The organism is Leifsonia lichenia (assembly GCF_054780215.1).
In genome coordinates this window covers 702,947-729,453 of sequence record NZ_BAAGWT010000001.1, presented here as the reverse complement: position 1 = coordinate 729,453, position 26,507 = coordinate 702,947, and the positions used below count along the sequence as shown (strand labels likewise).

Annotated in this window: 27 protein-coding genes; 15 read left to right on the top strand and 12 right to left on the bottom strand. The window is 70.6% G+C overall.

Translation table 11 applies throughout. The features are described 5' to 3' along the window. Nucleotides 1-70: 70 nt before the first annotated feature. Entirely contained in the window at nucleotides 71-1,078 is a 1,008-nt protein-coding gene (locus ACYVGI_RS03400; RefSeq protein ID WP_460631242.1) for a LacI family DNA-binding transcriptional regulator, read from the bottom strand. Nucleotides 1,079-1,241: 163 nt separating this feature from the next. Between ACYVGI_RS03400 and ACYVGI_RS03395 the strand changes: the two genes are divergently transcribed. Together ACYVGI_RS03395 and ACYVGI_RS03390 are read left to right on the top strand one after the other, a co-directional pair. Next, on the top strand, nucleotides 1,242-1,823 hold the full coding sequence (locus ACYVGI_RS03395; RefSeq protein ID WP_460631241.1) for a PadR family transcriptional regulator: 582 nt from the start codon (nucleotides 1,242-1,244) through the stop codon (nucleotides 1,821-1,823). A 13-nt stretch (nucleotides 1,824-1,836) separates the two neighbouring features. Further along, complete coding sequence (locus tag ACYVGI_RS03390) at nucleotides 1,837-3,588, top strand: DHA2 family efflux MFS transporter permease subunit (protein WP_460631240.1); 1,752 nt, start codon at nucleotides 1,837-1,839, stop codon at nucleotides 3,586-3,588. A gap of 145 nt (nucleotides 3,589-3,733) precedes the next feature. Here the strand turns inward: ACYVGI_RS03390 and ACYVGI_RS03385 are convergent, their stop codons facing one another. From ACYVGI_RS03385 to ACYVGI_RS03375, 3 genes are all read right to left on the bottom strand, one after another. Next, nucleotides 3,734-4,606 (bottom strand): VOC family protein, encoded by an 873-nt coding sequence (locus ACYVGI_RS03385; RefSeq protein WP_460631239.1) that lies wholly within the window; start codon nucleotides 4,604-4,606, stop codon nucleotides 3,734-3,736. Between the two features lie 50 nt (nucleotides 4,607-4,656). Beyond that, complete coding sequence (locus ACYVGI_RS03380) at nucleotides 4,657-5,244, bottom strand: TetR/AcrR family transcriptional regulator (RefSeq protein WP_460631238.1); 588 nt, start codon at nucleotides 5,242-5,244, stop codon at nucleotides 4,657-4,659. A gap of 79 nt (nucleotides 5,245-5,323) precedes the next feature. After that, the gene (locus ACYVGI_RS03375) at nucleotides 5,324-6,013 is read right to left on the bottom strand and encodes an RraA family protein (RefSeq protein ID WP_460631237.1); all 690 of its coding nucleotides are present in this window, start codon (nucleotides 6,011-6,013) and stop codon (nucleotides 5,324-5,326) included. Between the two features lie 103 nt (nucleotides 6,014-6,116). Here ACYVGI_RS03375 and ACYVGI_RS03370 point away from each other — a divergent pair, with 103 nt between their 5' ends. Continuing rightward, on the top strand, nucleotides 6,117-7,973 hold the full coding sequence (locus ACYVGI_RS03370; protein WP_460631236.1) for a heavy metal translocating P-type ATPase: 1,857 nt from the start codon (nucleotides 6,117-6,119) through the stop codon (nucleotides 7,971-7,973). Between the two features lie 69 nt (nucleotides 7,974-8,042). On the opposite strand, the gene ACYVGI_RS03365 is transcribed toward ACYVGI_RS03370, so the two are convergent. Genes ACYVGI_RS03365 through ACYVGI_RS03355 form a run of 3 tightly spaced genes read right to left on the bottom strand, consistent with a single transcriptional unit; the run spans nucleotide 8,043 to nucleotide 10,449 of the window. After that, nucleotides 8,043-8,954, bottom strand: coding sequence for a phosphoribosylaminoimidazolesuccinocarboxamide synthase (locus ACYVGI_RS03365; protein ID WP_460631235.1), 912 nt, complete (start codon nucleotides 8,952-8,954; stop codon nucleotides 8,043-8,045). A 26-nt stretch (nucleotides 8,955-8,980) separates the two neighbouring features. Continuing rightward, a complete protein-coding gene (locus ACYVGI_RS03360; protein WP_460631234.1) occupies nucleotides 8,981-9,739 on the bottom strand; it encodes an SDR family NAD(P)-dependent oxidoreductase in 759 nt (252 codons plus the stop codon). Continuing rightward, nucleotides 9,736-10,449, bottom strand: a complete 714-nt coding sequence (locus tag ACYVGI_RS03355) for a hypothetical protein (RefSeq protein WP_460631233.1) — start codon at nucleotides 10,447-10,449, stop codon at nucleotides 9,736-9,738. Before ACYVGI_RS03355 ends, ACYVGI_RS03360 begins: the two co-directional genes overlap by 4 nt. Nucleotides 10,450-10,502: 53 nt before the next feature. On the opposite strand from ACYVGI_RS03355, the gene ACYVGI_RS03350 reads away from it, so the two are divergent. Further along, the gene (locus tag ACYVGI_RS03350) at nucleotides 10,503-10,991 is read left to right on the top strand and encodes a MarR family winged helix-turn-helix transcriptional regulator (RefSeq protein ID WP_460631232.1); all 489 of its coding nucleotides are present in this window, start codon (nucleotides 10,503-10,505) and stop codon (nucleotides 10,989-10,991) included. Between the two features lie 32 nt (nucleotides 10,992-11,023). Here ACYVGI_RS03350 and ACYVGI_RS03345 read toward each other — a convergent pair whose 3' ends face one another. Both ACYVGI_RS03345 and ACYVGI_RS03340 read right to left on the bottom strand, forming a co-directional pair. Then, nucleotides 11,024-11,380, bottom strand: a complete 357-nt coding sequence (locus ACYVGI_RS03345) for an SHOCT domain-containing protein (RefSeq protein ID WP_460631231.1) — start codon at nucleotides 11,378-11,380, stop codon at nucleotides 11,024-11,026. A gap of 9 nt (nucleotides 11,381-11,389) precedes the next feature. Continuing rightward, nucleotides 11,390-11,818, bottom strand: a complete 429-nt coding sequence (locus tag ACYVGI_RS03340; protein WP_460631230.1) for a DUF6325 family protein — start codon at nucleotides 11,816-11,818, stop codon at nucleotides 11,390-11,392. 219 nt (nucleotides 11,819-12,037) lie between these two features. Here ACYVGI_RS03340 and ACYVGI_RS03335 point away from each other — a divergent pair, with 219 nt between their 5' ends. Continuing rightward, complete coding sequence (locus tag ACYVGI_RS03335) at nucleotides 12,038-13,282, top strand: FAD-binding protein (RefSeq protein ID WP_460631229.1); 1,245 nt, start codon at nucleotides 12,038-12,040, stop codon at nucleotides 13,280-13,282. Between the two features lie 95 nt (nucleotides 13,283-13,377). On the opposite strand, the gene purD is transcribed toward ACYVGI_RS03335, so the two are convergent. Further along, the gene (gene purD, locus ACYVGI_RS03330) at nucleotides 13,378-14,637 is read right to left on the bottom strand and encodes a phosphoribosylamine--glycine ligase (RefSeq protein WP_460631228.1); all 1,260 of its coding nucleotides are present in this window, start codon (nucleotides 14,635-14,637) and stop codon (nucleotides 13,378-13,380) included. Between the two features lie 33 nt (nucleotides 14,638-14,670). Here purD and ACYVGI_RS03325 point away from each other — a divergent pair, with 33 nt between their 5' ends. From ACYVGI_RS03325 to ACYVGI_RS03285, 9 genes are all read left to right on the top strand, one after another. Continuing rightward, on the top strand, nucleotides 14,671-15,027 hold the full coding sequence (locus ACYVGI_RS03325) for a sterol carrier family protein (protein ID WP_460631227.1): 357 nt from the start codon (nucleotides 14,671-14,673) through the stop codon (nucleotides 15,025-15,027). Nucleotides 15,028-15,068: 41 nt separating this feature from the next. After that, the gene (locus ACYVGI_RS03320) at nucleotides 15,069-15,455 is read left to right on the top strand and encodes a hypothetical protein (RefSeq protein ID WP_460631226.1); all 387 of its coding nucleotides are present in this window, start codon (nucleotides 15,069-15,071) and stop codon (nucleotides 15,453-15,455) included. 21 nt (nucleotides 15,456-15,476) lie between these two features. Continuing rightward, complete coding sequence (gene purF, locus ACYVGI_RS03315) at nucleotides 15,477-17,051, top strand: amidophosphoribosyltransferase (protein ID WP_460631225.1); 1,575 nt, start codon at nucleotides 15,477-15,479, stop codon at nucleotides 17,049-17,051. 26 nt (nucleotides 17,052-17,077) lie between these two features. Further along, nucleotides 17,078-18,199: a phosphoribosylformylglycinamidine cyclo-ligase gene (gene purM, locus ACYVGI_RS03310; protein WP_460631224.1), complete on the top strand. Its 1,122-nt coding sequence runs from the start codon at nucleotides 17,078-17,080 to the stop codon at nucleotides 18,197-18,199. Nucleotides 18,200-18,441: 242 nt separating this feature from the next. Then, on the top strand, nucleotides 18,442-19,902 hold the full coding sequence (locus ACYVGI_RS03305; protein WP_460631223.1) for a Calx-beta domain-containing protein: 1,461 nt from the start codon (nucleotides 18,442-18,444) through the stop codon (nucleotides 19,900-19,902). Nucleotides 19,903-19,998: 96 nt separating this feature from the next. After that, nucleotides 19,999-20,979: an ABC transporter ATP-binding protein gene (locus ACYVGI_RS03300; protein WP_460631222.1), complete on the top strand. Its 981-nt coding sequence runs from the start codon at nucleotides 19,999-20,001 to the stop codon at nucleotides 20,977-20,979. After that, a complete protein-coding gene (locus ACYVGI_RS03295; protein ID WP_460631221.1) occupies nucleotides 20,976-21,719 on the top strand; it encodes an ABC transporter permease in 744 nt (247 codons plus the stop codon). The genes ACYVGI_RS03300 and ACYVGI_RS03295 overlap by 4 nt, the downstream gene beginning before the upstream one ends. Before the next feature lie 25 nt (nucleotides 21,720-21,744). Beyond that, entirely contained in the window at nucleotides 21,745-23,025 is a 1,281-nt protein-coding gene (locus ACYVGI_RS03290; protein WP_460631220.1) for a sensor histidine kinase, read from the top strand. Next, nucleotides 23,022-23,636, top strand: coding sequence for a response regulator (locus tag ACYVGI_RS03285; protein ID WP_460631219.1), 615 nt, complete (start codon nucleotides 23,022-23,024; stop codon nucleotides 23,634-23,636). The genes ACYVGI_RS03290 and ACYVGI_RS03285 overlap by 4 nt, the downstream gene beginning before the upstream one ends. A 149-nt stretch (nucleotides 23,637-23,785) precedes the next feature. Here the strand turns inward: ACYVGI_RS03285 and ACYVGI_RS03280 are convergent, their stop codons facing one another. Further along, the gene (locus tag ACYVGI_RS03280; RefSeq protein WP_055898390.1) at nucleotides 23,786-23,989 is read right to left on the bottom strand and encodes a DUF3073 domain-containing protein; all 204 of its coding nucleotides are present in this window, start codon (nucleotides 23,987-23,989) and stop codon (nucleotides 23,786-23,788) included. Nucleotides 23,990-24,135: 146 nt separating this feature from the next. On the opposite strand from ACYVGI_RS03280, the gene ACYVGI_RS03275 reads away from it, so the two are divergent. Continuing rightward, the gene (locus ACYVGI_RS03275) at nucleotides 24,136-25,209 is read left to right on the top strand and encodes an NAD(P)-binding domain-containing protein (protein WP_460631218.1); all 1,074 of its coding nucleotides are present in this window, start codon (nucleotides 24,136-24,138) and stop codon (nucleotides 25,207-25,209) included. On the opposite strand, the gene ACYVGI_RS03270 is transcribed toward ACYVGI_RS03275, so the two are convergent. Beyond that, a complete protein-coding gene (locus tag ACYVGI_RS03270) occupies nucleotides 25,193-26,392 on the bottom strand; it encodes a low temperature requirement protein A (protein WP_460631217.1) in 1,200 nt (399 codons plus the stop codon). The genes ACYVGI_RS03275 and ACYVGI_RS03270 overlap by 17 nt on opposite strands. Between the last annotated feature and the right edge of the window lie 115 nt (nucleotides 26,393-26,507).

The following is a 26,507-nucleotide window of genomic DNA, read 5'->3' as shown; positions in this document are numbered from 1 at the left end:
TACAACGTTTACCGACAACGTTGTAGAAGAACTATCGAGCATGGGAACGGGTCGTGTCAAGCAGGGCGGGTCAGCCGCCGGTCGACTCCCGCACCACCAGGCGGAAGGGCGCCTCGTGCTCCACGAACGGCGTCGCGGTGTCCCCGCCGATCCGCGCGAGCAGCAGCCGAACCGCTGTCGCCGCGATGTCGTCGCGCCCGGGGTCGATGGATGACAGCGACGGAATCGAGTACCGCGTCTCGTCCACATCGTCGAAGCCGATGATCGCCACGTCGTGGGGGATGCGGAACCCGCCGTCCTCGATCGCGCGCATCGCGCCGAACGCCAGCGAGTCGTTGAAGGCGACGACCCCGTCCACCTGGACGCCGGTGGCGAGGAGGGCGCGCATCCCCTGTGCGCCGTCGACCCGCTGCCAGTCGGGGGTCTCGATCACGAGGTCGTCTCGGTACTCGACGCCCGCCGCCTCCAGTGCCGCCCGGTAGCCGGCGAGTCGCAGCGCGGCGGAGCCGACAGCCTCGTCCCTGTGTGCGCCGAGCGCCACGATCCTCCGTCGGCCGATCGAGAGCAGGTGCTCCGTCGCGGCCCTGGATGCTGCGACGTTCGTCATCGTGACGTGGTCGGCGGGGCCGTGGAAGATCCGCTCCCCGAGCAGCACGATCGGGCTCGGCGCCGTGACGAGGGCCGCATCCTCCTGGCTCAGTCCGGCGACGCTGAACAGGATGCCGTCCGCCATGCGCATCTGCGGCCCGCGCAGGATCGCGAGCTCCCGCTCCCTGTCGCCGCCGCTCTGCTGGATGAACACCGCCAGGTCGTGCTTCGACGCCTCCCGCATGATCGAGTCGGCCAGCTCGGCGAAGTACGGGTTCTTCAGGTCGGGGATGACGAGGCTGATCGCGCCGGTGCGCCCGGAGCGGAGTCCCCGCGCGGACAGGTTGGGCTGGTAGCCCAGCTCGGCGACGGCTGTCTCGACGGCGGTCTTGGTCGCTGCGCTGATGTACGGGTATCCGTTGATCACGTTCGAGACGGTCTTGATCGACACGCCGGCGGCCTCGGCGACCTCGCGCAGTGTCACGGCCACTGACGGCTCCTCCCCGGCTCTCGCCGCGACTCCGGGCGATCCTTTGGAATGCTACAACGTTGCACGGCCTCGACCGCCCGCTGGAGGGGTTGACAACCCATTGCCCCGCGCCGTATATTCCTCAAGGAATAATCAGTCCGGAATAACAAGGATCACCTTCTCCATGCCATCCACCACCACGCTCACGTCGCTCGGCGTGGCAGCCCTCGCGCTGCTCATCGAGCGGCCGATGCACCCGTACGAGATGTACCAGACGCTGGTGCAGCGCTCGGAGGAACGCGTGGTCAAGGTGCGTCCAGGATCGCTCTATCACGCCGTCGACCGGCTCGCCGGTCAGGGGCTGGTGCGGGCGACCGGCACCGAACGCGAGGGCAACCGGCCGGAGCGCACGACGTACGAGATCACCGAACAGGGCAATCACGTGCTCACCGCGCGCATCGCGGAGATCCTCGCAACACCCATCAACGAATATCCCGAATTCCCGCTTGCTCTCGGCGAGTCGCACAACCTTCCCGTCGAGTCCGTCATCCAGCTCCTCCGCAACAGGGTCGCCCTCATCCGGGCCGACCTGGCGGTGATGGATGCGGGCATCGCCGACCTCGAGGCCAAGCAGCTCCCCCGCAAGTACTGGATCAACGTCCAGTACAGCCGGGCGATCAGCGAGGTCGAAGCGACCTGGCTGGAATCCCTCATCGACGACCTCGAATCAGGCGTACTGTCCTGGTCCGAGGAGAAGCATCACTGACAGGAACACTTCCATGGAAAAAGAACTGAAGCCGTGGCCCGCACTGTGGGCCCTGGTCATCGGATTCTTCATGATCCTCATCGACACGACCATCGTGTCGGTCGCCAACCCGGCGATCATGAAGGGTCTCGACCTCGGCACCGACTACAACGCGGTCATCTGGGTGACCAGCGCCTACTTGCTCGCCTACGCCGTCCCGCTGCTCATCACCGGCCGCCTCGGTGACCGGTTCGGCCCGAAGAACCTCTACCTCATCGGCCTCGTGATCTTCACGCTCGCTTCCGCCTGGTGCGGTTTCTCCGGCGTCCTGCCCGGCGGCGGCATCGGGATGCTCATCGCAGCCCGTGTGGTGCAGGGTCTCGGCGCCGCGCTGATGACGCCGCAGACGATGGCCGTCATCACCCGCATCTTCCCGCCGGACCGCCGCGGCGCGGCGATGGGGCTGTGGGGCGCCGTCGCCGGTGTCGCCACCCTGATCGGCCCGCTGCTCGGCGGCGTGCTCGTCGACGGGCTCGGCTGGGAGTGGATCTTCTTCATCAACGTTCCGGTCGGCATCGTCGCGTTCATCCTCGCCGCCCGGCTCGTCCCGAAGCTGCCGACGCACTCGCACAGCTTCGACATCCTCGGCGTGGTCCTGAGCGCGGTGGGCATGTTCCTGCTGGTGTTCGGCATCCAGGAGGGTGGCACGTACGACTGGGGGACCATCACCGGTCCGATCACGGTCTGGGGCCTGATCATCTCGGGCATCGTCGTGCTGATCGCGTTCGTGGTGTGGCAGGCGTTCAACAAGAAGGAGCCGCTGCTTCCGCTCAAGCTGTTCCGCGACCGCAACTTCTCGCTGTCCAACGCCGCGATCACGACCGTCGGCTTCGCCGTCACCTGCATGGCTCTGCCGCTCGTGTTCTACTTCCAGACGGTTCGCGCTCTCACGCCGACCCAGTCCGCCCTGATGCTCGCGCCGATGGCGGTCTTCTCCGGTGTGCTCGCGCCGTTCGTCGGCAAGCTGATCGACCGGATCAACCCGCGCTACTTCGCCACGGTCGGCCTGCTGCTGTTCGCCGGTTCGCTGTTCTGGTACTCGCGCCTGCTGACCCCGGATGTGTCCATCTGGTGGTTGCTCGCACCGAGCGCTCTGCTCGGCATTGCGATGTCCGGTGTGTGGGGTCCGATCTCCACCACGGTCACTCGCAACCTGCCGATGAACCAGGCCGGCGCAGGCTCCGGCGTGTACAACACGACCCGCCAGGTCGGCGCGGTGCTGGGCAGCGCATCCATCGCCGCCCTCATCAGCAGCCGCCTCGCGGTGGACCTGCCCAAGGCTCCGGGCGGCGCGTCGCCGTCCGAGGCCGCGACCGGGACCGAGCTGCCGACGTTCCTGCACGCCGGATTCACGCAGGCGATGTCGGAGTCGCTCCTGCTCCCCGCGGCGGTCGCCCTGCTGGGCGCGCTCATCGTGATGTGGTGGGAGAAGCCGAAGCCGCCGGCGTGGGGTCCGCGTTCCGCGGGCGCCGTGGCGGACGCCGCTGCTGCGTCAGCAGCCGCGAGTGCTGGTGCCGGTGCTCCTGCGGGTGCAGGTGCTGCTGCGGGTGCGGGTGCGCCTGTCGCCGAGCCGGTCGGCGCCGCCACGCACGGCTCGCACGCCGCGCCCGTCCCCGTGGATGCGGTCACGCGCGGCTCGCACGCCGCCGACGTGCCGCCCGCGACCGACCTCGCCCCCGACGAAGAGCCGCCGCACGGCGTGCACGCAGCCCCCGTCGCCGACTGACGCGCACCGCGCATCCGGAGCCGCTCGCCCCACCTCGGGGCGGGCGGCTTCGTGGTTCAGCAGGAGATCCGAGCCGCTCGCGCCGCGATCTCCTGCCGGACGGAGTCTTCCGCGGCGTGTCGCCCCAGACCTCCTGCCGAACTGCTCAGGCGACGACGCGCACCGCGTTCGCCCACGGGTCGTCGAAGCTCACCGAGCGGCCGTCGTCGCGGGTCTGCACGCCGTAGTGCCGCATCCGCTCGGTCAGTGCGCCCAGGTCGTCAGCCGTCGGGACGTGGATCTCGACCTCGCCGAGGCCGAGCGCGAGGCGTCGGGGCCCTGCGCCCCTGCTGTTCCAGGTGTTCATCGCCATGTGGTGGTGGTAGCCGCCGGCGCTGACGAAGAGCGCCTGGTCGCCGAGGGATGCGGTGGCTTCGAAGCCGAGACGGTCGACGTAGAACGCGCGCGCCGTGGCGACGTCGCCGACGGAGAGGTGAACGTGGCCGACGGTCGCGTCGCCCAGCCGCTCGTCGCCCGCGGCGTCGGCCAGCGAGGCCGCGCGCTCGCTGAGGTGTTCGCCGAGGAAGTCGTTCGGGTCGAGGTAGAGCGTCGCCATCTCGACCTGGCCGTGGGTCCAGCTCCACTGGGTGCGGTCGCGGTCCCAGTACAGCTCGACGCCGTTGCCCTCGGGGTCGGTGAAGTAGAACGCCTTGCTCACCAGGTGGTCGGCGCTGCCGGTGAACGTGCCTGGCGCGCGGCGGGCCACCGAGTAGACGGCGGCGGCGAGCGTCTCCTCCGAGTCGAACAGGATGGCCGTGTGGAACAGCCCGGCGTCCCGCGGTCCTGCGTGCCGCAGCTCCGGTGCGTGCTCCAGGATGACGACCGGGGTCGCTCCGCGTCCGAGGATCGTCCTGCCGCCCTCCTGCGCGAGGACACTGAGCGTGACCGCGTCGCGATAGTAGGCGGTCATCGCGTCGAGGTCGGCGACCCGGAGGGTCACGGCCCCCATCGCGGAGTCGGCGGGAAGGAGCTCGGTCATGTCCTATCCGAACGCAGAGCGCGACGGTGATATTCCAAACGGCCGCTCGTTCACGCCCACATCCCGCGATACTCGTCCGCCAGGATCGCCCGTGCAGACGCAGGGGTGAGCGCCGGATACCGGCCGACCAGGTGGGCGGCGAGCCCGTCGGTGAGCGCCCGCATCCGGTCGGCCACCCGCTCGACCCGATCCAGCGGGGTTCCTGCGGGTGCGGCAGCGGACACGATCCGCCGGATGATCGCGAGCATCGTGGCGTCGGAGTCGCGTTTCAGCGGAGCGAGCGCGTCGTCGGCGAGGGCGGCCCCTGCGAACACCAGCCAGACCTCCATCTCCTCCCTGCGTTCCTCGTCGAGCGGAAGGAACTGCTCCAGCAACTCAGGTCCGCTCGCGCCATCCGGCCCGGCCACGGCCACGATGCCCCGGATGCGCCCGGTCGCCCGCTCCATGACCAGCCGCATCGCGAACGCCACCGCATCCGACTGCCGGGGGAAGTAGTGACGCAGCGACCCGAGCACCATCCCGGCCTCGGCGGCGACGGTGCGCGTGCTCACGGCATTGATCCCGTCGCGGCGGACGATCCGCCACACGGCCTCGGCGATGTGGCGGCGACGCTCGTCGGGAGACTCCGTTGTGCGCATGACCGACACGCTAGTCCCACCGCGGCGCAATCCCAGGGAACGCGGTGCGGTGCGGCAGCGGGCTCCGTCGCCCGCGCGCCTAGGTCTCGATCGCCCCGCCGGTCTCCTGCAGGTAGCGGCGCAGCGTCAGCTCGGGGTCGGCGGCCTGCCTGCGCCGGTACGCTGCGAAGTCGAGCTGGTCCCGCAGCGACGCGCCCCCGCGCATCCGCTCGGACTGGGCGCCCTCCACCGACTGGATGCGCAGCGCCGTCTCCACGAGCTCCTCGCGCCGTTCCGGCCGGACCACGAGCACGCCGTCGTCGTCGGCGACGATCCAGTCGCCCTCCACGACAGGAACGCCGTCGAGGAACGCGCTCCGCATCGCCCGCCCGGCGGGAGGCACCCGCCGCGGACCGAACGGGTACGCGCCCAGGCTGAACAGCGGCAACCCGATCTCGCGCAACTGGGCGGTGTCGCGGTGGAGTCCCCAGGCGACCGCGCCGCGCATCCCCGCCTCGCGCGCTTCGAGCAGCATCAGGTCGCCGACGCAGGCTTCGTCGCGCCGGCCGCCGTTGTCGACGACGAGCACGGCGCCTGGCGGGGCGTCGTCGATGGTCTCGAGCAGCACATCCACACTGCCGAGGTGGGTGACGGGCGCGGCCGGTCCGGCGAACGGCTTGTCGCGCAGCAGCGGGACCAGCCCTGCCGGTGCGGCGGCGACCCGGATCCCGAGCCGCACGGCCGCGTCGGCGATGGCCGCGGTCGGGATGGGTGCGGTGAGTTCGTGCATGTCACTGAACCTAGCCCCGTGCACATGCGGCGAACGGAATGGGACGCGCCGCATCCAGGATCGGCCCTGGCGGCGCCGACCGCTGATCGGCGAGACTGACCGCATGTCCCGCGTCTTCCGGCTCGCCCGCCGCTACTGGGTGGTCACGCTCACCATCGTGATCGGCCTCGTCGGCATCGCCTTGGCGCTGGCCGGTGCCGGCGCGGCTGTCCAGTGGCTGTTCAGCGTCTACGCGCTCGCCATCGCGGCCTGGCAGGCGGTCGGGATGGTCAGGGCGATGCTGCGGCGCCAGTTCGGCCTGGACATCCTTGCCGTGACGGCGATCGTCTCCACCGTGCTGGTCGGCGAGTTCGTCGCGTCCCTCATCGTCGTGCTCATGCTCACCGGGGGCGAGGCGCTCGAGGACTACGCCAACCGGAGGGCGAAGCGAGAACTGGATGCGCTGCTCACCCGGGCGCCGCAGCTCGCGCACCGCGCTGACGACGGCGGGTACGTCGACATCCACATCGACGACGTGCGCCCTGGCGACGTGCTGCTGGTGCGGCCGTCTGAGATCGTGCCGGTCGACGGCGTGCTGCTGTCGAAGGAGACGACGGTCGATCAGTCCTCGATCACCGGAGAGAGCGTGCCCGTGGAGAAGCACGCGGGGGACACGGTGCTCAGCGGCGTGGTCAACGGTCAGGCGGCCATCGAGCTCCGCGCGACGGCGACGGCGTCTGCGAGCCAGTACCAGCAGATCGTCGCGCTCGTGACGCAGGCGGCGGAGAGCAAGGCGCCCGTCGTGCGGCTGGCCGACCGTTTCGCCGTGCCGTTCACCGTGTTCTCGCTCGTGCTCGGCGCGGTCGCCTGGCTGGTCAGCGGCGATCCTGTGCGGTTCGCGGAGGTGCTGGTGCTTGCGACGCCGTGCCCGCTGCTCATCGCCGCACCCGTCGCGTTCATCGGCGGGATGAGTCGCGCGGCGCGCAACGGGATCATCGTGAAGGGCGGGGGAGTCCTCGAAACCCTGGCGACGGCGAAGACGGCGGTGTTCGACAAGACGGGAACGCTCACCCGCGGAACGCCGACGATCACGGAGGTGCGCGTCGAGGCGCCCCTCTCCGCGGATGAACTGCTCTCGGCGGTCGCGAGCGCGGAGCAGTACTCCTCGCACGTGCTCGCGTCGGCGATGATCGACGCCGCGAAGGAGCGCGGGCTCCCGCTCGACGAGGCCGACTCGGCTGAGGAGGCGGCGACGAACGGGGTGGTCGCCCGCATCCGGGGCAGAGAGGTCGTGGTCGGGAAGTTCGCGTTCGTCCTCTCCCACGCGCCGGATGCACGTCGCACCGCCATCGCGCCGGGCGAGCTGGCGGTCTATGTGGCCATCGACGGACGGTTCGCCGGCGCCATCCTCGCGCGCGACCAGCTCAGAGCGAATGCCGCGGCGACCATCGATCGGCTCTCCGAGCTGGGTGTCACGCGCACGATGATCCTGACCGGCGACGCCGAGGAGACGGCGGCGCACATCGCGGCGGAGCTGGGCGTCACGCGGGTGCGCGCGGAGTGCCTGCCCGCCGACAAGGTCGCCGAGGTCGCGGCGATCACGGAGCGCCCCGTGATCATGGTGGGCGACGGCGTGAACGACGCGCCCGTGCTCGCCGCTGCCGACGTCGGGATCGCGATGGGCGCCAAGGGAGCGACGGCGGCGAGCGAGTCGGCGGATGCGGTGATCCTGGTGGACGACATCGGCGGCGTGGCCCGCGCTGTGCAGTTCGGGAAGGACACCGTCCGCATCGCTCTGCAGAGCATCTGGCTCGGCATCGCCGTGTCCGTCGTGCTGATGCTGATCGCCGCGTTCGGGTTCATTCCGGCGACGGCGGGCGCCGTGGCGCAGGAGGTGGTCGACCTGGTCACCATCCTCGCGGCCCTGCGCGCCATCGGAGGGCGACTGGATGCGCGGGCGGGGTTCACGAGATACCAGTAACTGTCGCGCATCCCGTGCGTTTCGCGACAGTTACTGGTATCTCGCGCCGGGGGCGGCCTGCGTGGCCGGTCAGGCCTTTGTCAGGCGTTCCAGCAGTTCTCGGTAGCGCGCCGCTGTGCGCTCGACGATGTCGGAGGGAAGCTCCGGCGGCGTGCCCGTCTTGTCCCAGTGGGCGGCGAGCCAGTCGCGGACGATCTGCTTGTCGAAGCTGGCCATCCGCTCGCGCGGGGTCGTCCCCGCGGCGTATGCGACCGCATCCCAGTACCGGCTGGAGTCGCTGGTAAGCACCTCGTCGGCGAGCGTGATCTGGCCCGTCGCGCGGTCTGCGCCGAACTCGAACTTGGTGTCGGCGATGATCACGCCGCGCGCCTCCGCGATGGCGGCGCCGCGTGCGTAGACGAGGAGCGACAGGCGGCGCAGTTCCTCCGCGACGTCGGCACCGACGAGTTCGACGGTGCGCTCGAAGCTGATGTTCTCGTCGTGCTGGCCGAGCGGGGCCTTCCAGGCCGGAGTGTAGATCGGCTCGGGGAGGCGGTCGCCGTCGGTGAGGCCCGCGGGGAGGGGGACGCCGCACACGCTCTGCGTCTGCTGGTACTCCGCCCATCCACTGCCCGTGAGGTAGCCGCGCACGACGCACTCGACGGGGAACATATCGAGCGGCTTCACCAGCATCGAGCGCCCTGCCACTTCGGCCGGGATGCGCTCGACCGCCTTCTCGCCGTCGAGGACGTGGTCGGGGATCAGGTGGTTCGGCACCTCGGTGAGCTGGTCGAACCACCACAGGCTGAGCGTCGTGAGCAGTTCGCCCTTGCCGGGGATGCCCGGTTCGAGCACGTGGTCGAACGCGCTGACACGGTCGCTGGCGACGACGAGCACGGCGTCGGTGTCGTCGAGGCCGGTGCGTCCTTCCGGGACGTAGAGGTCGCGGACCTTGCCGGAGTATACGTGCGACCAGTCGGCCAGTTCGGGGGAGGAAGTCACGCGTCCATCGTACGGTGCGGCGGCGATCAGGCGGACTTCCCGCCGTCCACGGGGAGGATGGCGCCTGTCACGTACGACGCAGCAGGGGACGCCAGCCAGCGCACAGCGGCGGCGACCTCGTCGGCGATGCCCATCCGCCCGAGGGGGACGTACCCGCCGACCATCGTGCGGACGCTCGCATCCTGGGCCATGATCGGACCGGATTCGATCGGGCCGGGCGCGACGGCGTTGACCCGGATGCCGGTGCGGGCCTCGTCGATGGCGGCCGTCCTGGTCAGACCCACGACGGCGTGCTTGGCCGCGACGTACGCCGACATCCCGGGTGCGGCGCCCGTCCCGGCGCTCGACACGACGTTGACCACAGCGCGCGGCCCAGTTCCCTCCGCAAGCGCGCGCAGCTCCGCCCGCATGGCGACCGCGACACTGCGGAAGGTGACGGTCATCACCGCGTCGAACTCGGCCAGGTCCATCCTGGCGAGCGGCGTCGGCTGGTGGCCGCGGCCCACGTTGTTGACGGCGACGGAGAGCCCGTGCTCTGCCGCGACCGTGGCGATGGCGGAGGTGAGGGCGTCGTCGTCCGTCGCGTCGAACGCGAAGGTGCGCGGGCAGTCGACACCGGATGCGCGGAGCAGCTCGGCGAGAGACGCCAGCGCCTCCGCATCCCTCGCAGCGGGCACGACCGTGTAGCCGTCGGCTCCCAGCCCGAGGCAGATCGCGTTGCCGATCAGACCGTTCGCGCCGAGCACGAACGCCACAGGGGATGCGCCACCGGCGGCCGCGTTCACGCTCGCACCCCTTCGCGGTCGCGGTCGCGCACCTCGCGGCGGTCGACCGGCAGGAGGAACCCGGCGACGATGAGCCACGCCAGGCCGCCGAATCGCCCGATCGGGAGGAGGAACTGCAACGGCTCGATCGCGAGCGAGAGGAAGCTCAGCTCGGACAGGGCCGCGATCACCAGGCCCGCCCAGGCGAGCCAGCGCGGCAGGAGCCCCAGGATGAGAGATGGAACCGCGATGCCGGCGAGCAGCAGCCCCATGCCGGTCACGTAGCCGACCCCTCCCGTGGCGAAGGCGAGGAACGACAGGGCGAGCGCGAGGGTGGCGTCCGTGGTGAGCTCCGGGCGGCTGAGCAGGTAGGTGGCGAGCGCGGACACCATCAGCAAGATGGCCGCCGTGAGGCCCCCGGTGAAGCCGATCGACGGGCCGGGCACGCGCACGCCGAGCCGCTGCAGGCGCGCGAAGGCCGTCGCCGCGAGGATGCCGAACGGCACGGCGGAGCCGAACTGCAGCATCGCCGTCACCCGGATGCCCGCCCAGTCCTGCTGCGCGTATGCGGCGACGGCGGCCTTACCGGCGAACGGGGGGACGAACACGGTGCCACCCGCGAGGGCTGCGCCGAGGACGATGGCGGCGACGACCAGCGCCGCCGACACGATGGCGAGGACGCCGAGGTGCGGTCCACCCTGGCGCCGCGACGGAGCGATGTTTTCGTTCATGTTCGTAATGGTTACACATTGTAATCATTAATAGCAAGAGGTATTCTGTGGGAGTGACCGACGCATCCACCCCTCATCGTGGCCAGAGCGGTGTGAGCCCGCGCACCGCGTTCCTGCTTGCTCAGCTCGGCGCAGCGGCCTCCGACCGGTTCGGAGAACGCGTCTCCGAGCTGGGCCTGACGGCACGGGATGCCGGCGTGCTCCGGGTGCTCGGACGCACCCCCGGCATCAGCCAGAAAGACCTCGCTCACCGGCTCGGCACCGTCCCGAGCAGGCTGGTCGCCCTCATCGACGACCTGCAGGCCCGCGGCCTCGTCGAGCGCACCCGAAGCGAAGCCGACCGCCGCAACAACCAACTCGCGCTCACCGCCGACGGAGAACGGATGCTCGAAGAACTCCGCGTGGTCGCAGAGGCGCACCAGGCGGACGTGCTCGCACCCCTGGACCCGCGGGAGCAGCAGGCGTTCGCCGCGCTCCTCGGCAAGCTCGCCGGCGCGTCAGGGCTCTCGGCCGACGGGCACCCCGGCTACCGCCGCACCTGACGGTCGACGGCGGTCAGCCAGGACAGTTCGGGTCAGGCGAGCAGCTTTGCCTTCGCGGCAGAGAACTCGTCGTCGGACAGGATTCCCTGCGCGTGCAGGGCGGCGAGTTGCTGGAGCTGCGCCATCAGGTCGGTTCCGCCCCCGGCCGGGGCCGCGGCTGCCGCGGGAGCCGCCGCCTGCTGCTGGGCGACGGCCTGCTGAGCCGCCGCATCCATTTGGGCCTGCTGCTGCTGGGCCTGGTACTGCTCGGCCTGCTGCTCCTCCATGGCCTTCTCCTGCTGGCGCCGCTGCATCCCGCCGCTGACGGCGGTGGCGGTGCCTGCGACGACGGCGGTGCGCGCTGCCAGTCCGAGCAATCCCGGACGGCCCACTCGACGAACGAACGGCATGGTGTCTCCCTACTCTTCCGACGCTTCGGCCAGGACGGCGTTGACCACGGGGGCGGGGATGCGCTCCGCGTGAACGACGCTCCCTCCCGCGGCGAAGAACTTGCTGGCGAGGTCTTTCGCCCAGGTGTGCTCGAGGACCAGGATCGCGCCGGAGGTGCCGGGGTCGATGAGGTCTGCGATGTCGTCGACGTCTTCCGATCCGGCGATGCCGCTGGCTTCGAGGGTGATCTCGGTCAGGCCGTACTCGTCGCCGGCGTCCTCGAACTCGACGATCTCGACGTCGCCGTCGAGAGAGCGGGAGACGAAGAGCAGGTCGAGGAGTCTGACGGTGCCCGTGCCGACCAGGTCGACGATGGCCTGGATGACGCCCGGCGTCGGTCGTTCGCCCTCGAATTGGGCGACGATGAACTCCGCAGGGCCGTACTCGAATTCGGTCACGTTGAACTCCCCTCCGCGCCGGTGCTTCCGACAGGCGTCACGCTACTCGCGGGGCGGAACCGCGCACAATGATTGCTTTCTGTCGGGATGTGTGTTCCGACCATCCCCGATTGGAAACCTTTCGCGCCCCGGGCGGAGACCATCCGCGATGGGCACGGTCACATCGATGTCAGACTGGCAGCACTCCATGCGGAGCGGCCGGTGCGAGGAAGGACCACGGTGGACGAGAAGAACTGGGCGGGGAACTACACGTACAGGGCGGAGCGGATCGCGCATCCACAGTCCGTCGACGAACTGCGGGAGCTCGTGCTCGGCGCGGACTCGATGCGGGCCCTCGGCAGCAGGCACTCCTTCAACGACCTGGCGGACGACGACAGGCTGCTCGTGAGCACAGCGGCGCTCCCGCCTGCGATCCGGATCGACGAGGCGGCATCCACGGTGACGGTGGGCGGCGGCGTGCGCTACGGCGACCTCGCGCGCGAGCTGCAGAGCGCCGGCTGGGCGCTGCACAACCTGGCGTCCCTCCCGCACATCTCCATCGCGGGCGCGATCGCGACGGCGACGCACGGCTCCGGCGACAAGAACGGCAACCTGGCCACCGCCGTCAGCGGCCTGCGCATCCTGCGGGCGGACGGCGAACTGGTCGACCTGCGCCGCGGCGAGCCTGGCTTCGACGGCGCAGTGGTGTCGCTCGGAGCGCTGGGGGTGGTCACCGAGGTGACGCTCGACATCCGGCCGACCTTCGACGTGCGTCAGCGACTGTTCGGCGGCCTGCCATGGGATGCGGTCATCGACCGGTTCGACGACATCACCTCCGCTGCGTACAGCGTCTCCCTCTTCACCGACTGGGCGGAGGACGCCGTCAGTCTCGCCTGGCTGAAGGAGCGCGCTGACGACGCGACCGACATCGGCGACGACTTCTTCGGAGCGACGGCGCTCACCGAGGCCCGTCACATGATCGCGACGATGGATGTGCGCAACACCACAGAGCAGCTCGGCGTCTTCGGCCCGTGGAGCGACCGGCTGGCGCACTTCCGCTTCGAGTTCACGCCGTCGAACGGGGCGGAGATCCAGTCCGAGTACCTGGTGCCGCGGGCGAACGCCGTCGAGGCGATCCGGGCCGTGCGCGAGCTCGGTCCGGTGATCGCGCCGCTGCTGCAGATCAGCGAGATCCGCACGGTCGCGGCGGACGACCTGTGGCTGTCGAGCGCATACGGCACGGATGCGGTCGGGCTGCACTTCACCTGGCTGCGCGACCAGGAGGGCGTCGAGGCGATCCTCCCGCTGCTGGAGGCCGCGCTGCTGCCGCTCGGAGCCCGGCCGCACTGGGGCAAGGTCTACGTCGACGCCGCAGGCGTCGTGCCCGGCCTCTACCCGCGCCTCGACGCGTTCCGCGACCTCGTCGCCGCGTTCGACCCGTCCGGCACCTTCCGCAACCCCTTCGTCGCCCGCCTCCTCGCCTAGCCCCGCCCCCAAGCAATCGAGCCCAGGCTTTTTCACCTTAAGAACGCGATTTGCGGTGAAAAACCCTGGGCTCGATGGCTTGGGGACGGCGGGGGCTAGTCGGCGACGCGGGCGGCGATGTCGGTGCGGTAGTGGGAGCCGGGGAGGTCGATGAGGGCGACCGCCTCGTATGCGCGGGCGCGCGCCTCGGCGAAGGTGGTGCCGCGGGCGACGACGCTGAGGACGCGCCCACCGGTCGCGAGCAGCGCGCCCGTCGCCTCGTCGCGGGCTGTCGCCGCGTGCGCGATCGTCACCTCGGGGACCGCCGCCGCCGCATCCAGTCCGGTGATCGGCCGACCGGTCTGCGGAGCCTCCGGATAGCCCTCGCTGGCCAGCACGACGGTCACCGCGGTGTCGAGCGCGAACTCCGGCCGCGGCACCCCTGCCAGCGCGCCGGTCGCCGCCGCGAACAGCAGCGTGGACAGCGGCGTCACCAGCCGGGGGAGCACCACCTGGGTCTCCGGGTCGCCGAAGCGCGCGTTGAACTCGATCACGCGGATGCCGCGGCTGGTCATGATGAGGCCGCAGTAGAGCAGGCCGATGAACGGCGTCTGCTCCTTCGCCAGCTCGCGCACGGTCGGCAGCGCCACCGTGTCGATGACCTCGTCGACGAAGTTCTCCGGGAGCCACGGCAGCGGCGAGTACGCGCCCATCCCACCCGTGTTCGGTCCGGCGTCGCCGTCGAGCAGCCGCTTGTAGTCCTGCGCAGGCGACAGCGGAAGCACGTTGTGCCCGTCGCTCACCAGGAACAGGGACACCTCCTGGCCGTCGAGGAACTCCTCGACCAGCACGCTGCCGTGCCCCAGCCAGTGCGTCGCGTGCTCGACGGCCGCATCCCGGTCGGAGGTCACCAGCACGCCCTTGCCGGCCGCGAGCCCGTCCGCCTTCACCACATACGGGGCGCCGAACGCGTCGAGCGCCTCCTCCGCCTCCACCAGCGTGGATGCACGCACCGCGCGTCCCGTGGGAACGCCCGCCGCATCCATGATCCGCTTGGCGAACGTCTTCGACCCTTCGAGCTGCGCCGCGACCTTGCCAGGACCGAACACGGGGATGCCGCGCGTGCGCAGCGGGTCCGCGACCCCGGCGACGAGGGGGGCCTCCGGCCCGATCACCACGAGCTCGATGCCGTTCTCGATCGCGTACTCCGTGACGGCTTCGCCGTTCAGCGGGTCGAGCCCCGGTTCAACGGCAACATCGGCCGCGATCCCGGCGTTGCCGGGGGCGACGACGATCCGGTGTTCGGCCTCCTCGCTCAGCAGCGACGTGACGATGGCGTGCTCGCGAGCACCGGAACCCAGGACCAGAATCTTCACGCGACCAATGGTAGAGGCTGCGAGGATAGGGGGATGGCCAGAGCGAAGATCCAGGATGCGGAGGGCGGCCCGGCCGTCCGTGCCGCGCTGGCGGGCGGAGCGGATCGCAACACCACGGCGATGGCCGTGCGCTACCTGCTGCAGCTCCTCGCCGAGCGTGCTCCCGGCAACACCGTGGAGGTGCGGGTGCCTCCGTTCGGGGCGACCCAGTGCATCCCGGGCCCCCGCCACACCAGGGGAACGCCGCCGAACGTCGTGGAGATGGATGCGCCCACCTGGCTCGCCCTCGCCAGCGGCGCGACGCCGTGGGCAGACGCGCTCGCCTCCGGCACCGTGCACGCGTCCGGTCAGCGCGCATCCCTCGACGGGCTCCTCCCGCTGCGCTTCTGACGCGTTCCGACCTCACAGAGAAGGTGAGGGACAATGGATGCATGAGCCAGGAGAACGACGAACAGACCACGGTCACCGAGAGCTCGGTGCTCGTGCGGCGGTCGCCGCGATACTTCCGGTTCATGCTGGTCGGCGCGATCCTGTTCGCGATCGTCGCGCTGATCCTCACGTTCGCGTTCCCGGCGAACCCGACCTACGACCGCGGCAGCGTCTTCGGCTTCCTGCTGGCGATTGGCGTGGCCGTCGGGGTGACCATCGGGGCGGTCGTCGCACTGCTGGTCGACCGGGCGACGAACCGTCGGGCGCGCACTGTCCAGGCGGATAGAATCGACGTGCGCGTCACCCCCGGCGAGCAGCCAGGCGAACCGCAGGGCGAGCAGCCGCGGGACGGCAGCGCACCAGGCACGAGCACATCCATCGAGAGCTAACACCCTGAAGGGGGTTCCGGTTTGTCCGGAGGCGACGGTCTTCTCAGTCACGATCTACTTCCCGGCGAGAAGGGTCCGCAGGATGCCTGCGGTGTCTTCGGGGTCTGGGCGCCAGGCGAGGAAGTCGCCAAACTCAGCTACTTCGGCCTCTATGCGCTGCAGCACCGGGGGCAGGAGTCCGCGGGCATCGCCACCAGCGACGGCTCGAAGATCCTCATCTACAAAGACATGGGTCTCGTCTCGCAGGTGTTCAACGAGAACGCGCTGAACTCGCTGACCGGCCACATCGCCGTCGGCCACACGCGGTATTCGACGACCGGCGCATCCAGTTGGCAGAACGCGCAGCCGACGCTCGGCCGCACCTCCAGCGGCACGGTCGCTCTCGGCCACAACGGCAACCTCACCAACACGGCAGAGCTGATGCAGCTCGTGCACGAGCGGTATCCGGAGCACGACGGCGAGCTGTCCCGCGGCAACACGACGGACACGGCTGTCGTCACCGCGCTGCTCACCGGCGACCTGGACCACACGCTCGAGGCAACGTCGCTCGAACTCCTTCCCCGTCTGCGCGGGGCGTTCTGCCTCGTGTACATGGACGAGCACACCCTCTACGCCGCCCGCGACCCTCAGGGCGTCCGCCCGCTGGTGCTCGGCCGTCTCGAGCGCGGCTGGGTGGTCGCCTCCGAGACCGCCGCCCTCGACATCGTCGGCGCCAGCTTCGTGCGCGAGGTCGAGCCCGGCGAGCTCATCGCCATCGACGAGAACGGCCTCCGCAGTCAGCGTTTCGCCGAGGAGAAGCGCGCAGGATGCGTCTTCGAGTACGTCTACCTCGCCCGCCCGGACACGACCATCGCGGGTCGCGGCGTCCACGAGGCCCGTGTCGAGATGGGTCGCCAGCTCGCCCGCGAGCACGCCGTCGAGGCCGACCTCGTCATCCCGACCCCCGAGTCCGGCACCCCGGCCGCCATCGGATACGCGCAGGCGTCCGGCATCCCGTTCGGCCAGGGCCTGGTGAAGAACTCGTATGTGGGCCGCACGTTCATCCAGCCGTCGCAGACCATCCGCCAGCGCGGCATCAAGCTCAAACTGAACCCGCTCAAAGAGGTCATCAAGGGCAAGCGCCTGGTGGTCGTGGACGACTCGATCGTGCGCGGCAACACGCAGCGCGCGCTCGTCTCGATGCTCCGCGAGGCAGGGGCGGCCGAGGTGCACGTGCGCATCTCCAGCCCGCCCATCACCTGGCCGTGCTTCTACGGCATCGACTTCGCCTCCCGCGCAGAGCTCATCGCGACCGGGCTCGGAGTGGACGAGGTGCGCCAGTCCATCGGCGCCGACAGCCTCGGCTACCTCTCGGAGGACGGCATGATCGCCTCCACCGAGCAGCCGCGCGAGCGTCTCTGCACCGCCTGCTTCACCGGGGTGTACCCGATCGAGCTCCCGGATGCGCACCACCTCGGCAAGAACCTCCTCGAACGACCGGAGGCTCCGCGCGGCGAGGGGGAGGGCGCCGCGGCCGATGGCTGCGACCCAGGGCCGGACGCGGAGTTCGAGAGCGTGCTGCTGCCGTCGTTCGGCGATCCTGGACGCAACGAGTAGCTGGCGTCCCCGTTACGATTGACCCCGTGACCGATCAGCCCGCATCCGCATCCGCCTCCTACGCCGAAGCCGGTGTCGACACCGCAGCAGGTGACCTCGCCGTCGAGCTGATGAAGGCGGCGGTGTCGCGCACGCACGGACCGCACGTGCTGGGCGGTGTCGGCGGGTTCGCCGGGCTGTTCGACGTGTCGTCCCTGAAGATGTTCGACCGCCCGCTGCTGGCCACCTCGACCGATGGCGTCGGCACCAAGGTCGCGATCGCGCAGGCCATCGACAAGCACGACACCATCGGCCAAGACCTGGTGGGCATGGTGGTCGACGACATCGTGGTGGTGGGCGCCAAGCCGCTGTTCATGACCGACTACATCGCCTGCGGCAAGGTGGTGCCGTCGCGCATCGCCGACATCGTCGCCGGGATCGCCCGCGCCTGCGAGGCGACAGGAACAGCGCTCGTTGGCGGCGAGACGGCCGAGCACCCGGGGCTCCTCGGGCCGGACGACTACGACGTGGCCGGCGCAGCGGTCGGCGCTGTCGAGGCCAACGCCGTGCTCGGTGCCGAGCTGGTGCAGGACGGCGACGTCGTCATCGCGCTCGGCTCCTCCGGGCTGCACTCCAACGGCTTCTCGCTCGTCCGCCACATCCTGGCGAAGAACAGCATCGGCTTCACCGACCACTCGGATGCGTTCGGCGGCACGGTCGGAGAGGCCCTGCTGGAGCCGACCCGCCTCTACACCGCCCCGCTGCTGCGCGTTCTCGGAGAGCCGTCGCTCGGCGGCGCTGTGCACTCGCTGAGCCACGTCACCGGCGGCGGAATCGCGGCGAATCTGGCGCGCGTGCTCCCTGTCGGCTCCTGGGTGGAGGTGGACCGCGCGAGCTGGTCGCCCAGCCCGGTGTTCCGCATCCTGAGCGACCTGGCCGGCACCAGCCTGGAGTCGAGCGAGGGCACCTGGAACCTCGGCATCGGGATGCTCGCGGTCGTCGCGGCGCAGACCGCCGACCAGGTCATCGCGGCGATCGAGGACGACGGCATCCCGGCATGGCGCGTCGGAACGGTGTCGACGTCGAAGCGCGACCTCACCGGCTTCGAGCAGGGCGCGAAGGGCGTGGACGGCGGCGCGGTGCGCCTCGTCGGTGCGTACGCGAGCTGAGCGCGCTTCGCTGTCGCGGCGCCGCCGCGCTGACGGCTCGTGCCGAAGGCGCGGTCGCGGGCGCTGCGACCGCGCGGTTCGCACGAATCGTGCGGCAGCGGTGACGCACGGCTCGTGCCAGAAGTGCGGTTGCGAGCGCCGACATCGCGGGTTCCGCACGAATCGCGCGGGGGACGCGGGGAACGCGCGTCACCCGTTCTGGTAGACGCGGTGGTCGGCCCCCAACGGCTAGGCTGGCCGACGTGGCCGCCAAGTATTCCAGTATCCGAAGGATGCTCGGCGTTGCCGGACTCGTCGTCGCGGTGAGCGGCGCGGGAGCGCTCGCGCAGGCCGTCACGGCGGTCTCGGCGCAGGCGGCGCAGGTGGCGGAGACGGCGGAGTCGGTGCAGGCGGCCGCCCCCTCGGTTACGGCGGCGTCGCCGGTGACCGCGCCGTCGACCACCGCACGCACCGCACCCACCGCACCCACCACACCCACCGCACCCACAACACCCACCGCACCCACAACACCCGGCACACCCGCGACCCCGTCGCCCACCTCGTCGGCCGGACCCGCCGCATCCCCTGTCCCCGCTGGCACCCTCACGCCCATCGTCGACTGCATCGTGGATGCGCCCCTCGGCCCCTCGGTCACCGCGCGCACCGTGCTCCTCGGCTATCGCAGCACAGCGGACGACACCGTGCGCCTCGCGGCATCCGCCGGCGCCAACGCCATCGCACCGGGCGCGGTCGACCGCGGCCAGCCCACCGCCTTCGAGCCGGGAGAGCACCACGCGGTCTGGTCGTTGACGCTGGATGGGCGCGCGGTCCCGTCGGCCACCTGGCGTCTCGGCGGGGCGACCGCCACCATCGACGGCGACGTCCCGTCCTGCGCGACGGTCACCACGACCGCCCTCTCCGCTCCTCGCGTCGCCGCGGCAGGCTCGACGGTCACCCTGACCGCCGCGATCGGCCGTCTCTTCCTCTCCGCCCCCACGGACGGAACGGTCGCCTTCTCCGTCGACGGCGCATCCACCGTGGATGCCGCCGTCGGCGCCTTCGGCATCGCGCGCGCCGACCTCCCCGTGCCGTCGGCAGGAGACCACACCGTCACGGCGCGCTACGTCCCTGCTCCCGGCGCTCCCCTCCGCGCCTCCACCGCGTCCGCACCCCTCACGGTGAGCGCGGCGACGGGCGCGCTCGGCGTGACCGCCTCCTCGCTGGCAGCCGACGGGCGCACCGCGACCGTGACCGTGAGCCGCGCATCCGGTGCCGGCGGTGCGACGGTCGACTTCACCACCGCCGACGGCACCGCCATCGCCGGCACCGACTACACCGCGACCACCGGCAGCCTCACCTTCCGCGACGGCCAGACGACGGCCGCCATCGACATCCGGCTGCTCGCGCGCCCGGCCGGTGCGCCGGCGTCCACGTTCTTCGTGCTGCTGCAGCGCGCGACGACCACCGTGGATGCGGCCTCCGCCACGATCACGCTGCCCGCCGTCCCCTCCGCCCCCTCCGGCGCTCTCGCCACCGGGGCATCGCGCACCGGCGGCCCAGGCGGCGACTCGCTGCTCCCGTCGCTCGACCCCACGAGCCCGGCCCCCGCCGCAGGGGCGGAAGACCTCGCGATGTTGATCGGCGCCGCCCTGCTGACGGCGGGCGGCATCCTGGGCGTGGTGGGGCTGGTGCGGTTCGGCGGGTCGCGCGACGCGAAGGCGTGACGGCCGACGGACGTATTCGGCCCCGTGACAAATGTCACCCGCCATCCCTGACATCCGCTCTGCGCCGCCGCGCCTCCGCCCCGCCAGTCTGAGAGGGTGAATCAGACACCAGCCATCCAGCTCACCGACCTGCGGAAGTCGTTCGGCTCGTTGCAGGCCGTCAACGGCGTCAGCCTCAGCATCGCGCCGGGCGAGGTCGTCGCTCTGCTCGGCCCGAACGGCGCAGGGAAGTCGACCACCATCGACCTTGCGCTCGGGCTCGCGCATCCGACCTCCGGCACCGCCGCGCTGTTCGGCGAGAATCCGCGGACGGCGATCGAGGAGGGGCGCGTCGGCGCGATGCTGCAGGGCGGGGCACTGCTGCCGACCCTGACCGTCGCGCAGTCCGTCGCCCTCGTCGCCGCAGCCCACAAGCATCCGCTGAGCGTCGAGGAGGCCCTCGAACGCGCGCGGTGCACCGAGATCGCCAAACAGAGGGTCAGCAAGCTGTCCGGTGGACAGATGCAGCGGGCGCGGTTCGCGGTCGCCGTCGTCTCCAACCCCGACCTGCTGTTCCTGGACGAGCCGACGGCCGCGATGGATGTGGAGGCCAGGCGCACCTTCTGGCAGTCGATGCGCGAGTTCACCGACGAAGGCCGCACGGTCGTGTTCGCCACCCACTACCTCGACGAAGCCGACACATACGCCGACCGCATCGTCATGCTGTCCAAGGGCGTGATCGTGGCGGACGGCACGCCCAACGAGGTCAAGGCGGTCGTCTCCGGCAGGCGCATCCGCGCATCCATCGACTTCGCCTGGACGGACGAGGCACGGGATGCGCTCGGCCGCCTCCCCGGCGTCCGCTCGCTCGACCATCGCGCCGGGCAGGTCGCGATCGTCAGCGACGACTCGGACGCCACCCTTCGCGCCCTGCTCGCCGCCCACACCGACGTGCACGACATCGAGGTCACGGCGCACACGATGGACGACGCCTTCCTCGCCCTCACCGAAGGGGCGGTCGGCGGCGTTTCCAGCACCGACGCAGCGCGCGACAGCGCGCCCGCAGAAACCACCATCACGAACGGAGCACTCCGATGAGCATCGCCTACCTCGGGCTGGAATCCTTCCGCCAGCTCAAGAACGCCCGCTCGATGATCTTCACCCTGGCCGTCCCCCTGATCATGCTGGTCGCGTTCGGCGGCAGCTTCGGCGGGAGCGGGCAGGTCGACCCTGTCACCAGGCTGCCGTGGATCGTCGTCACGACCATCCAGGTCGCCAGCTACGGCGGGATGATGGCGGCACTGTCCCAGGCGTTCAACATCGTCACAGAGCGCTCCATCGGGTGGAACAGGCAACTGCGCATCACGCCGCTCACCGGCACCGGCTACCTGGTCTCCAAAGTGATCACGGCCATGCTGATGGCGCTGGTGTCGATCGTCGTCATCTTCACGGTGTCCGAACTGCTGTTCCATCCGCCGCTCGCGTTCGGGAACTGGCTCACCGCCGGCCTCGGCATCTGGTGCGGGGTGATCCCGTTCGCGCTGCTCGGCATCCTGATCGGCCAGTTCGCCAAGCCGGAGTTCGCGCAGCCGCTGTTCATGGCGGTGTTCATGGGCATGGCGGTGCTCGGCGGGCTGTGGGTGCCCCTGCAGATCTTCCCGGCGTGGGTCGCGAACGTGGCGCAGATCGTGCCGTCGTACTGGCTCAACCGGATCGGCCAGATGGGCGCCCACCAGAGCGGCGACGTCCTGACGCCCGCGCTCGTGCTGGCCGGATGGACCATCGTGCTCGGCGCGTTCATCATCTGGCGGTACCGGCGGGATGCTTCGCGGAGCTGACGGCGCGCGGCCTAGGCTGGTGAGCGTGCAGAGCACAGAGAGCGGTCAGCTGCTGGGCGTCGTCCAGCGGCTCACCCACATGTCGGCGCGTCGCTGGTATCCCGGCGCCGTCGTCGGCCTGCTCTACCAGATCTCCGTGCTGATCGGCCTGTGGAGCTCGGATGGCGCGCTCGCCACGAAGGTGACGGCCACCGCCCTCCTGATCGTCGTGTACCTCGGCTTCCTGCTTCTGCCCCCACTGCTCTGGTGGGAGCGGGAGTCGGTGCGCGTCACCGGGATCGCGGTGTACTTCGCGTTCACCTGCCTGCTGTTCCCGTTCATCGGCGTCGCGACGACCTGGACCTGGGTCTACGTCGCCTGCGCGGCGGGGATGCTCCTGCGCAGCACGCGCACCGCCATCGGCATCATCGCGGTCATCGGACTCGGCCAGTTGGTCGCGGTCGCCATCGACGGGTCGTTCGACGACAACTGGTTCATCGCCCTCGTGACCGTGTCGATCGGCGTGATGATGGCGGCGTTCGCCCGCCAGATCGAATCGCTGCGGGCGTTGCGGCAGGCGCAGGGCGAGATCGCCAGGCTGGCCGTCATCGAGGAGCGCGCCCGGTTCTCCCGCGACATGCACGACGTGCTCGGTCACTCGCTCACGGTCGTGACGGTGAAGTCGGAGCTGGCCCGCCGCCTGGTCGCCATCGACCCGGCGAAGGCAGAGGAGGAGATCGCCGACATCGAACGGCTCAGCCGCTCCGCGCTCGCCGACCTGCGCGCCGCGGTGGCCGGCTACCGCGAGATGAGCCTGTCGACCGAGCTCGCGGCGGCCCAGGCGGCGCTCGCCGCAGCGGACATCGAAGCCCACCTGCCGCGCAACGGCGACGGCGTCGACCCCGAGCTGCGCGAACTGTTCGGCTGGGTACTGAGAGAGGGCGTCACCAACGTGATCAGGCACTCCGGCTCGCGCAACTGCTGGGTCACGGTGACGAGCGACACGCTGCAGATCGACGACGACGGGCGCGGGATGGCGGCGGTCGGCGCGGTCGGCGTGGTCGGGCTCGGCAGAGGCGGCGTCGGCGCGGGCGACGGCCGCAGCGCGGGCGACCGTGGGGCGGGCGGCCGTGCGGCGGGCGGCCGTGCGGCGGGCGACGGTGTGGCGGGCGACCGCGGCCCGTTCGCGGATGCAGCACTCACTCGAGCACGCGGCAACGGCCTCGACGGGCTGATCGCCCGCGCCCGCGAGGTCGGCGCCCGGGTGCTCGTCAGCGCGAGCCCCCGCGGCGGGGTGCGCCTCACGGTGCGGAAGGCGGACGCGTGACCGACCCCATCCGGCTGCTGCTCGCCGACGACCAGGCGCTCGTGCGCGGCGCCCTCGCAGCGCTGCTCGATCTCGAACCCGACCTGACGGTGGTCGCCCAGGTGGGACGCGGCGACGACGTGCTGGATGCGGCACGAGCATCCTCAGCGCAGGTCGCCCTCCTCGACGTGGAGATGCCCGGCCTCGACGGCATCCAGGCTGCCGCGGCTCTGCGCGCCGAGTTCCCCGCCTGTCGCTCGCTGATCGTCACGACGTTCGGGCGGCCGGGCTACCTGCGGCGCGCGATGGAGGCCGGCGCATCCGGGTTCGTAGTCAAGGACACCCCCTCCGGCCAGCTCGCCGACGCGGTGCGCAGGGTGGCACAGGGGCTGCGGGTCGTCGATCCGACACTGGCGGCAGAGTCGCTCGCCTCCGGCACGTCGCCGCTCACGCCGAGGGAGACCGAGGTGCTCTCCGTCGCCGGGCGCGGAGGAAGCATCACCGACATCGCCAGGGAGCTGCACCTCAGCGAGGGCACCGTGCGCAACCACCTGTCGAGCGCGATCGGCAAGACGGGCGCACGAAACCGCTCAGACGCAGCGACGATCGCCGCATCACAGGGTTGGCTCTGACGGCGCGAAGCACCGACCGCCTCGAACTCTGACCGCGTCAAGCACTGACCGCGTCAAGCACTGACCGCGTCAAGCACTGACCGCGTCAAGCACTGACCGCGTCAAGCACTGACCGCGTCAAGCACTGCCTGCGGCAAACTCCAACGTCGTCAGGCGCGCTTAGGAGTCTCTTCGTCCTCGTAGTCGTCCTTGTAGCCCTCCGGCTCGTAGTCCGCCCACTTCTCGTACTGCTCGTCGTTGTGAGAATGCCCCGTCAGCTCACGTTCGAGCGCGTCGTAGTTCACGTTCGGGCTGAAAGACTTCAGCTCGCGCGCGATCTTGGTGTGCTTTGCCTTTTGACGGCCGCGCCCCATGCGTGACCCCCTTACGGTGCCAGGCCGGGTGGGAGATGAGCCACCCGGGAATCCGAACAGGAACAGTGAAAACTAGCGTCTAGTTTAGCATGTGGGACCTGAGTGCCCCTTAGTTTGCGCACAGCGAGACATGATGGGATTGGCGGGTGACAACGACGAGGACCGACACTCAGGTGGCGATCATCGGCGCTGGCCAGGCAGGCCTCGCTGTCGCCTACTATCTTCGCCGGTTCGAGCTGACTCCCGGCACCGATTTCATCGTGTTCGACCGCGGCCCCGTCACGGGCGGCGCGTGGCAGCACCGGTGGGATGCGCTCAAGCTCGGCAGCGCCCACCACGTCAACGATCTGCCGGGAATGGCCGAGCTCGGCATCAGCTTCGAGACCGCGGACAGGTCGCTCCCCGCCAAAGACATCGTCGCCGGGTATTACCGGCGATACGAGGAGCACTTCGAGCTGAACGTGCAGCGGCCCGTCACGGTGACGAGCGTGTTCGACCGCGGCGCCGACCTGATCGTGCAGCACACGAACGGCGAGACGGGCGCGCGGATGGTGGTGAACGCATCCGGAACCTGGGGTGCGCCGTTCGTGCCGTACTACCCGGGGATGAACGAGTTCGGCGGGCGGCATGTGCACACCTCCGGCTACCTCGCGGCCGAGGAGTTCGCCGGCCAGTCGGTGGTTGTCGTCGGCGGCGGCACGTCGGCGATCGGCTTCCTGCTGGAGCTGGAGAACGTCGCGTCCGAGGTTGTCTGGGCGACCAGAAGGCCCGTCGAGTTCAAAGACGAGTCCGAGCTGACCATCGAGGGCGGCGTCGCGGCCGTCGCGGCACAGGATGCGGCCGCTCGCGCCGGCGACGCGCTCCCCAGCATCGTGAGCGGCACCGGCGTTCCGCGCACCAGGCGGATCGCGGCGGGGATCGCGCGCGGGCTTCTCGTCGAACGGCCGATGTTCGCCGCGATCGAGCGCGACGGCGTGCGCTGGCAGGACGGCTCGTTCACGCGGGCGGACGCGATCGTCTGGGCCACCGGCTTCCGGCCGGAGCTTCGTCACCTTGCGCCGCTGAAGCTGCGTGAGAAGTCCGGTGGATTGACCGTCGCATCCGGAGCGTCGTGGCAGGACTCGCGCATCTTCCTCGCCGGATACGGCCCGCAGGCGAGCACCATCGGCGCCAACCGCGCCGGGCGCGTGATCGCCAGGCAGATCATGGCGCAACTGTAGGGGCGGCTCCCTCCTCTGCCTGTCGTCTGGTCGAACGCTCGGACGACACGACGACGAACCCGAGGACGAGCACGGCCAGCAGTGTGCTCACCGCGGCCGGCACGATCAGCGCGACGCCGATCAGGACGAGCGGGAGCGCGACCGCCGGGATCGCCCAGCGCAGCACATCCGTCCAGGGGCGCCCGAACCGCAGCGAGATGAACGCGTTCGTCAGGAAGAACAGTGCGATGCCTCCGCCGAGCGAGACGGCGGAGACGACGGGCAGGGGATGCTCTGGATGGGCGATGGCGATGGCGAGCGCCCCGGAGATCACCGTGACCCCGGAGACGACGAGGTATGGCAGGAAGCCCACCGTGTCCCGGATGGCGCGGAAGTTCCCGGACGCGCGCAGGGCATCCAATCCCGCCTGCATGGCGGTCGTCCCGAACTGGAAGAACGACCAGGCGAGCAGCGAGGCGACGAGCAGCGCGAGGGCGGCTGTGATGCCGGAGGGGAGCGTGAACGAGCCGTCGAGCGCATCCACGGTCGACAGCACGGATTCGCCGAGCACGATGATCACCAGCAGGCCGAACCGCTCGGACAGGTGCTCGACGTTGATGCGGTCGAGCGTGCCGCCCGCCCAGCGGGACGCGCTCGCGACCAGCAGCACGACCTCTGTCGCGATGGCGAGCGCCCACAGCGCGAAGTCGAACGGGTGCGGGAGCGCGATCGAGATCAGCCAGAGCGCCGCGGTCACGCCGTTGTACGCCACCAGCCGGATGCGCGACCCTGTGCCGTTCGACCAGCTCCGCCGGATCCACAGGGCGAGCAGGACGAGCCGCAGTGCGGCGTTGCCCGCGGCGAACAGCCACGCCCTGTCGGCCGTCGCCTCCGGCGCGGCGACGGCGATCGCTCCGACGGCGAACATCGCGGAGAGCATGGTCACGCCGAGCGCACGCCTGGTCAGCTCGGGGGTGACGTTGACCGTGAAGGTCAGGTTGACCCATGACCACCACACCGACGCGAACAGGGCGAGGAACAGCAGCAGCGTGCCGAAGCTGGGCTCGTGCGAAAGACCGTGGGCGAGCTGAGCGACGAGGGCAACGAAGATCAGGTCGAAGAACAGCTCCATCCAGTCGACGCGGGACGGGTCGCGCTCGCGCGAGGCGACAGGGGGATGCGGGAGCCGTCCGCTCTGCTTCACGGTGCCTCCTCGCCTCGTAGTGCTACGAACCTAGCGCCTCTCGCGTCGCCTCCGCGCCGCCTCCGCGCCGCCTCCGCGCCGCCCCGGCGGCGCCCCCGCGCCGCCGCCGCGCCGC

Bases quoted from the DNA above. Each gene is read 5' to 3' on its own strand.
- ACYVGI_RS03395 (WP_460631241.1), top strand. From the start codon at position 1,242: ATGCCATCCACCACCACGCTCACGTCGCTCGGCGTGGCAGCCCTCGCG.
- ACYVGI_RS03390 (WP_460631240.1), top strand. From the start codon at position 1,837: ATGGAAAAAGAACTGAAGCCGTGGCCCGCACTGTGGGCCCTGGTCATC.
- ACYVGI_RS03385 (WP_460631239.1), bottom strand. From the start codon at position 4,606: ATGACCGAGCTCCTTCCCGCCGACTCCGCGATGGGGGCCGTGACCCTC.
- ACYVGI_RS03380 (WP_460631238.1), bottom strand. From the start codon at position 5,244: ATGCGCACAACGGAGTCTCCCGACGAGCGTCGCCGCCACATCGCCGAG.
- ACYVGI_RS03375 (WP_460631237.1), bottom strand. From the start codon at position 6,013: ATGCACGAACTCACCGCACCCATCCCGACCGCGGCCATCGCCGACGCG.
- ACYVGI_RS03370 (WP_460631236.1), top strand. From the start codon at position 6,117: ATGTCCCGCGTCTTCCGGCTCGCCCGCCGCTACTGGGTGGTCACGCTC.
- ACYVGI_RS03355 (WP_460631233.1), bottom strand. From the start codon at position 10,449: ATGAACGAAAACATCGCTCCGTCGCGGCGCCAGGGTGGACCGCACCTC.
- ACYVGI_RS03345 (WP_460631231.1), bottom strand. From the start codon at position 11,380: ATGCCGTTCGTTCGTCGAGTGGGCCGTCCGGGATTGCTCGGACTGGCA.
- ACYVGI_RS03325 (WP_460631227.1), top strand. From the start codon at position 14,671: ATGGCCAGAGCGAAGATCCAGGATGCGGAGGGCGGCCCGGCCGTCCGT.
- ACYVGI_RS03320 (WP_460631226.1), top strand. From the start codon at position 15,069: ATGAGCCAGGAGAACGACGAACAGACCACGGTCACCGAGAGCTCGGTG.
- ACYVGI_RS03295 (WP_460631221.1), top strand. From the start codon at position 20,976: ATGAGCATCGCCTACCTCGGGCTGGAATCCTTCCGCCAGCTCAAGAAC.
- ACYVGI_RS03280 (WP_055898390.1), bottom strand. From the start codon at position 23,989: ATGGGGCGCGGCCGTCAAAAGGCAAAGCACACCAAGATCGCGCGCGAG.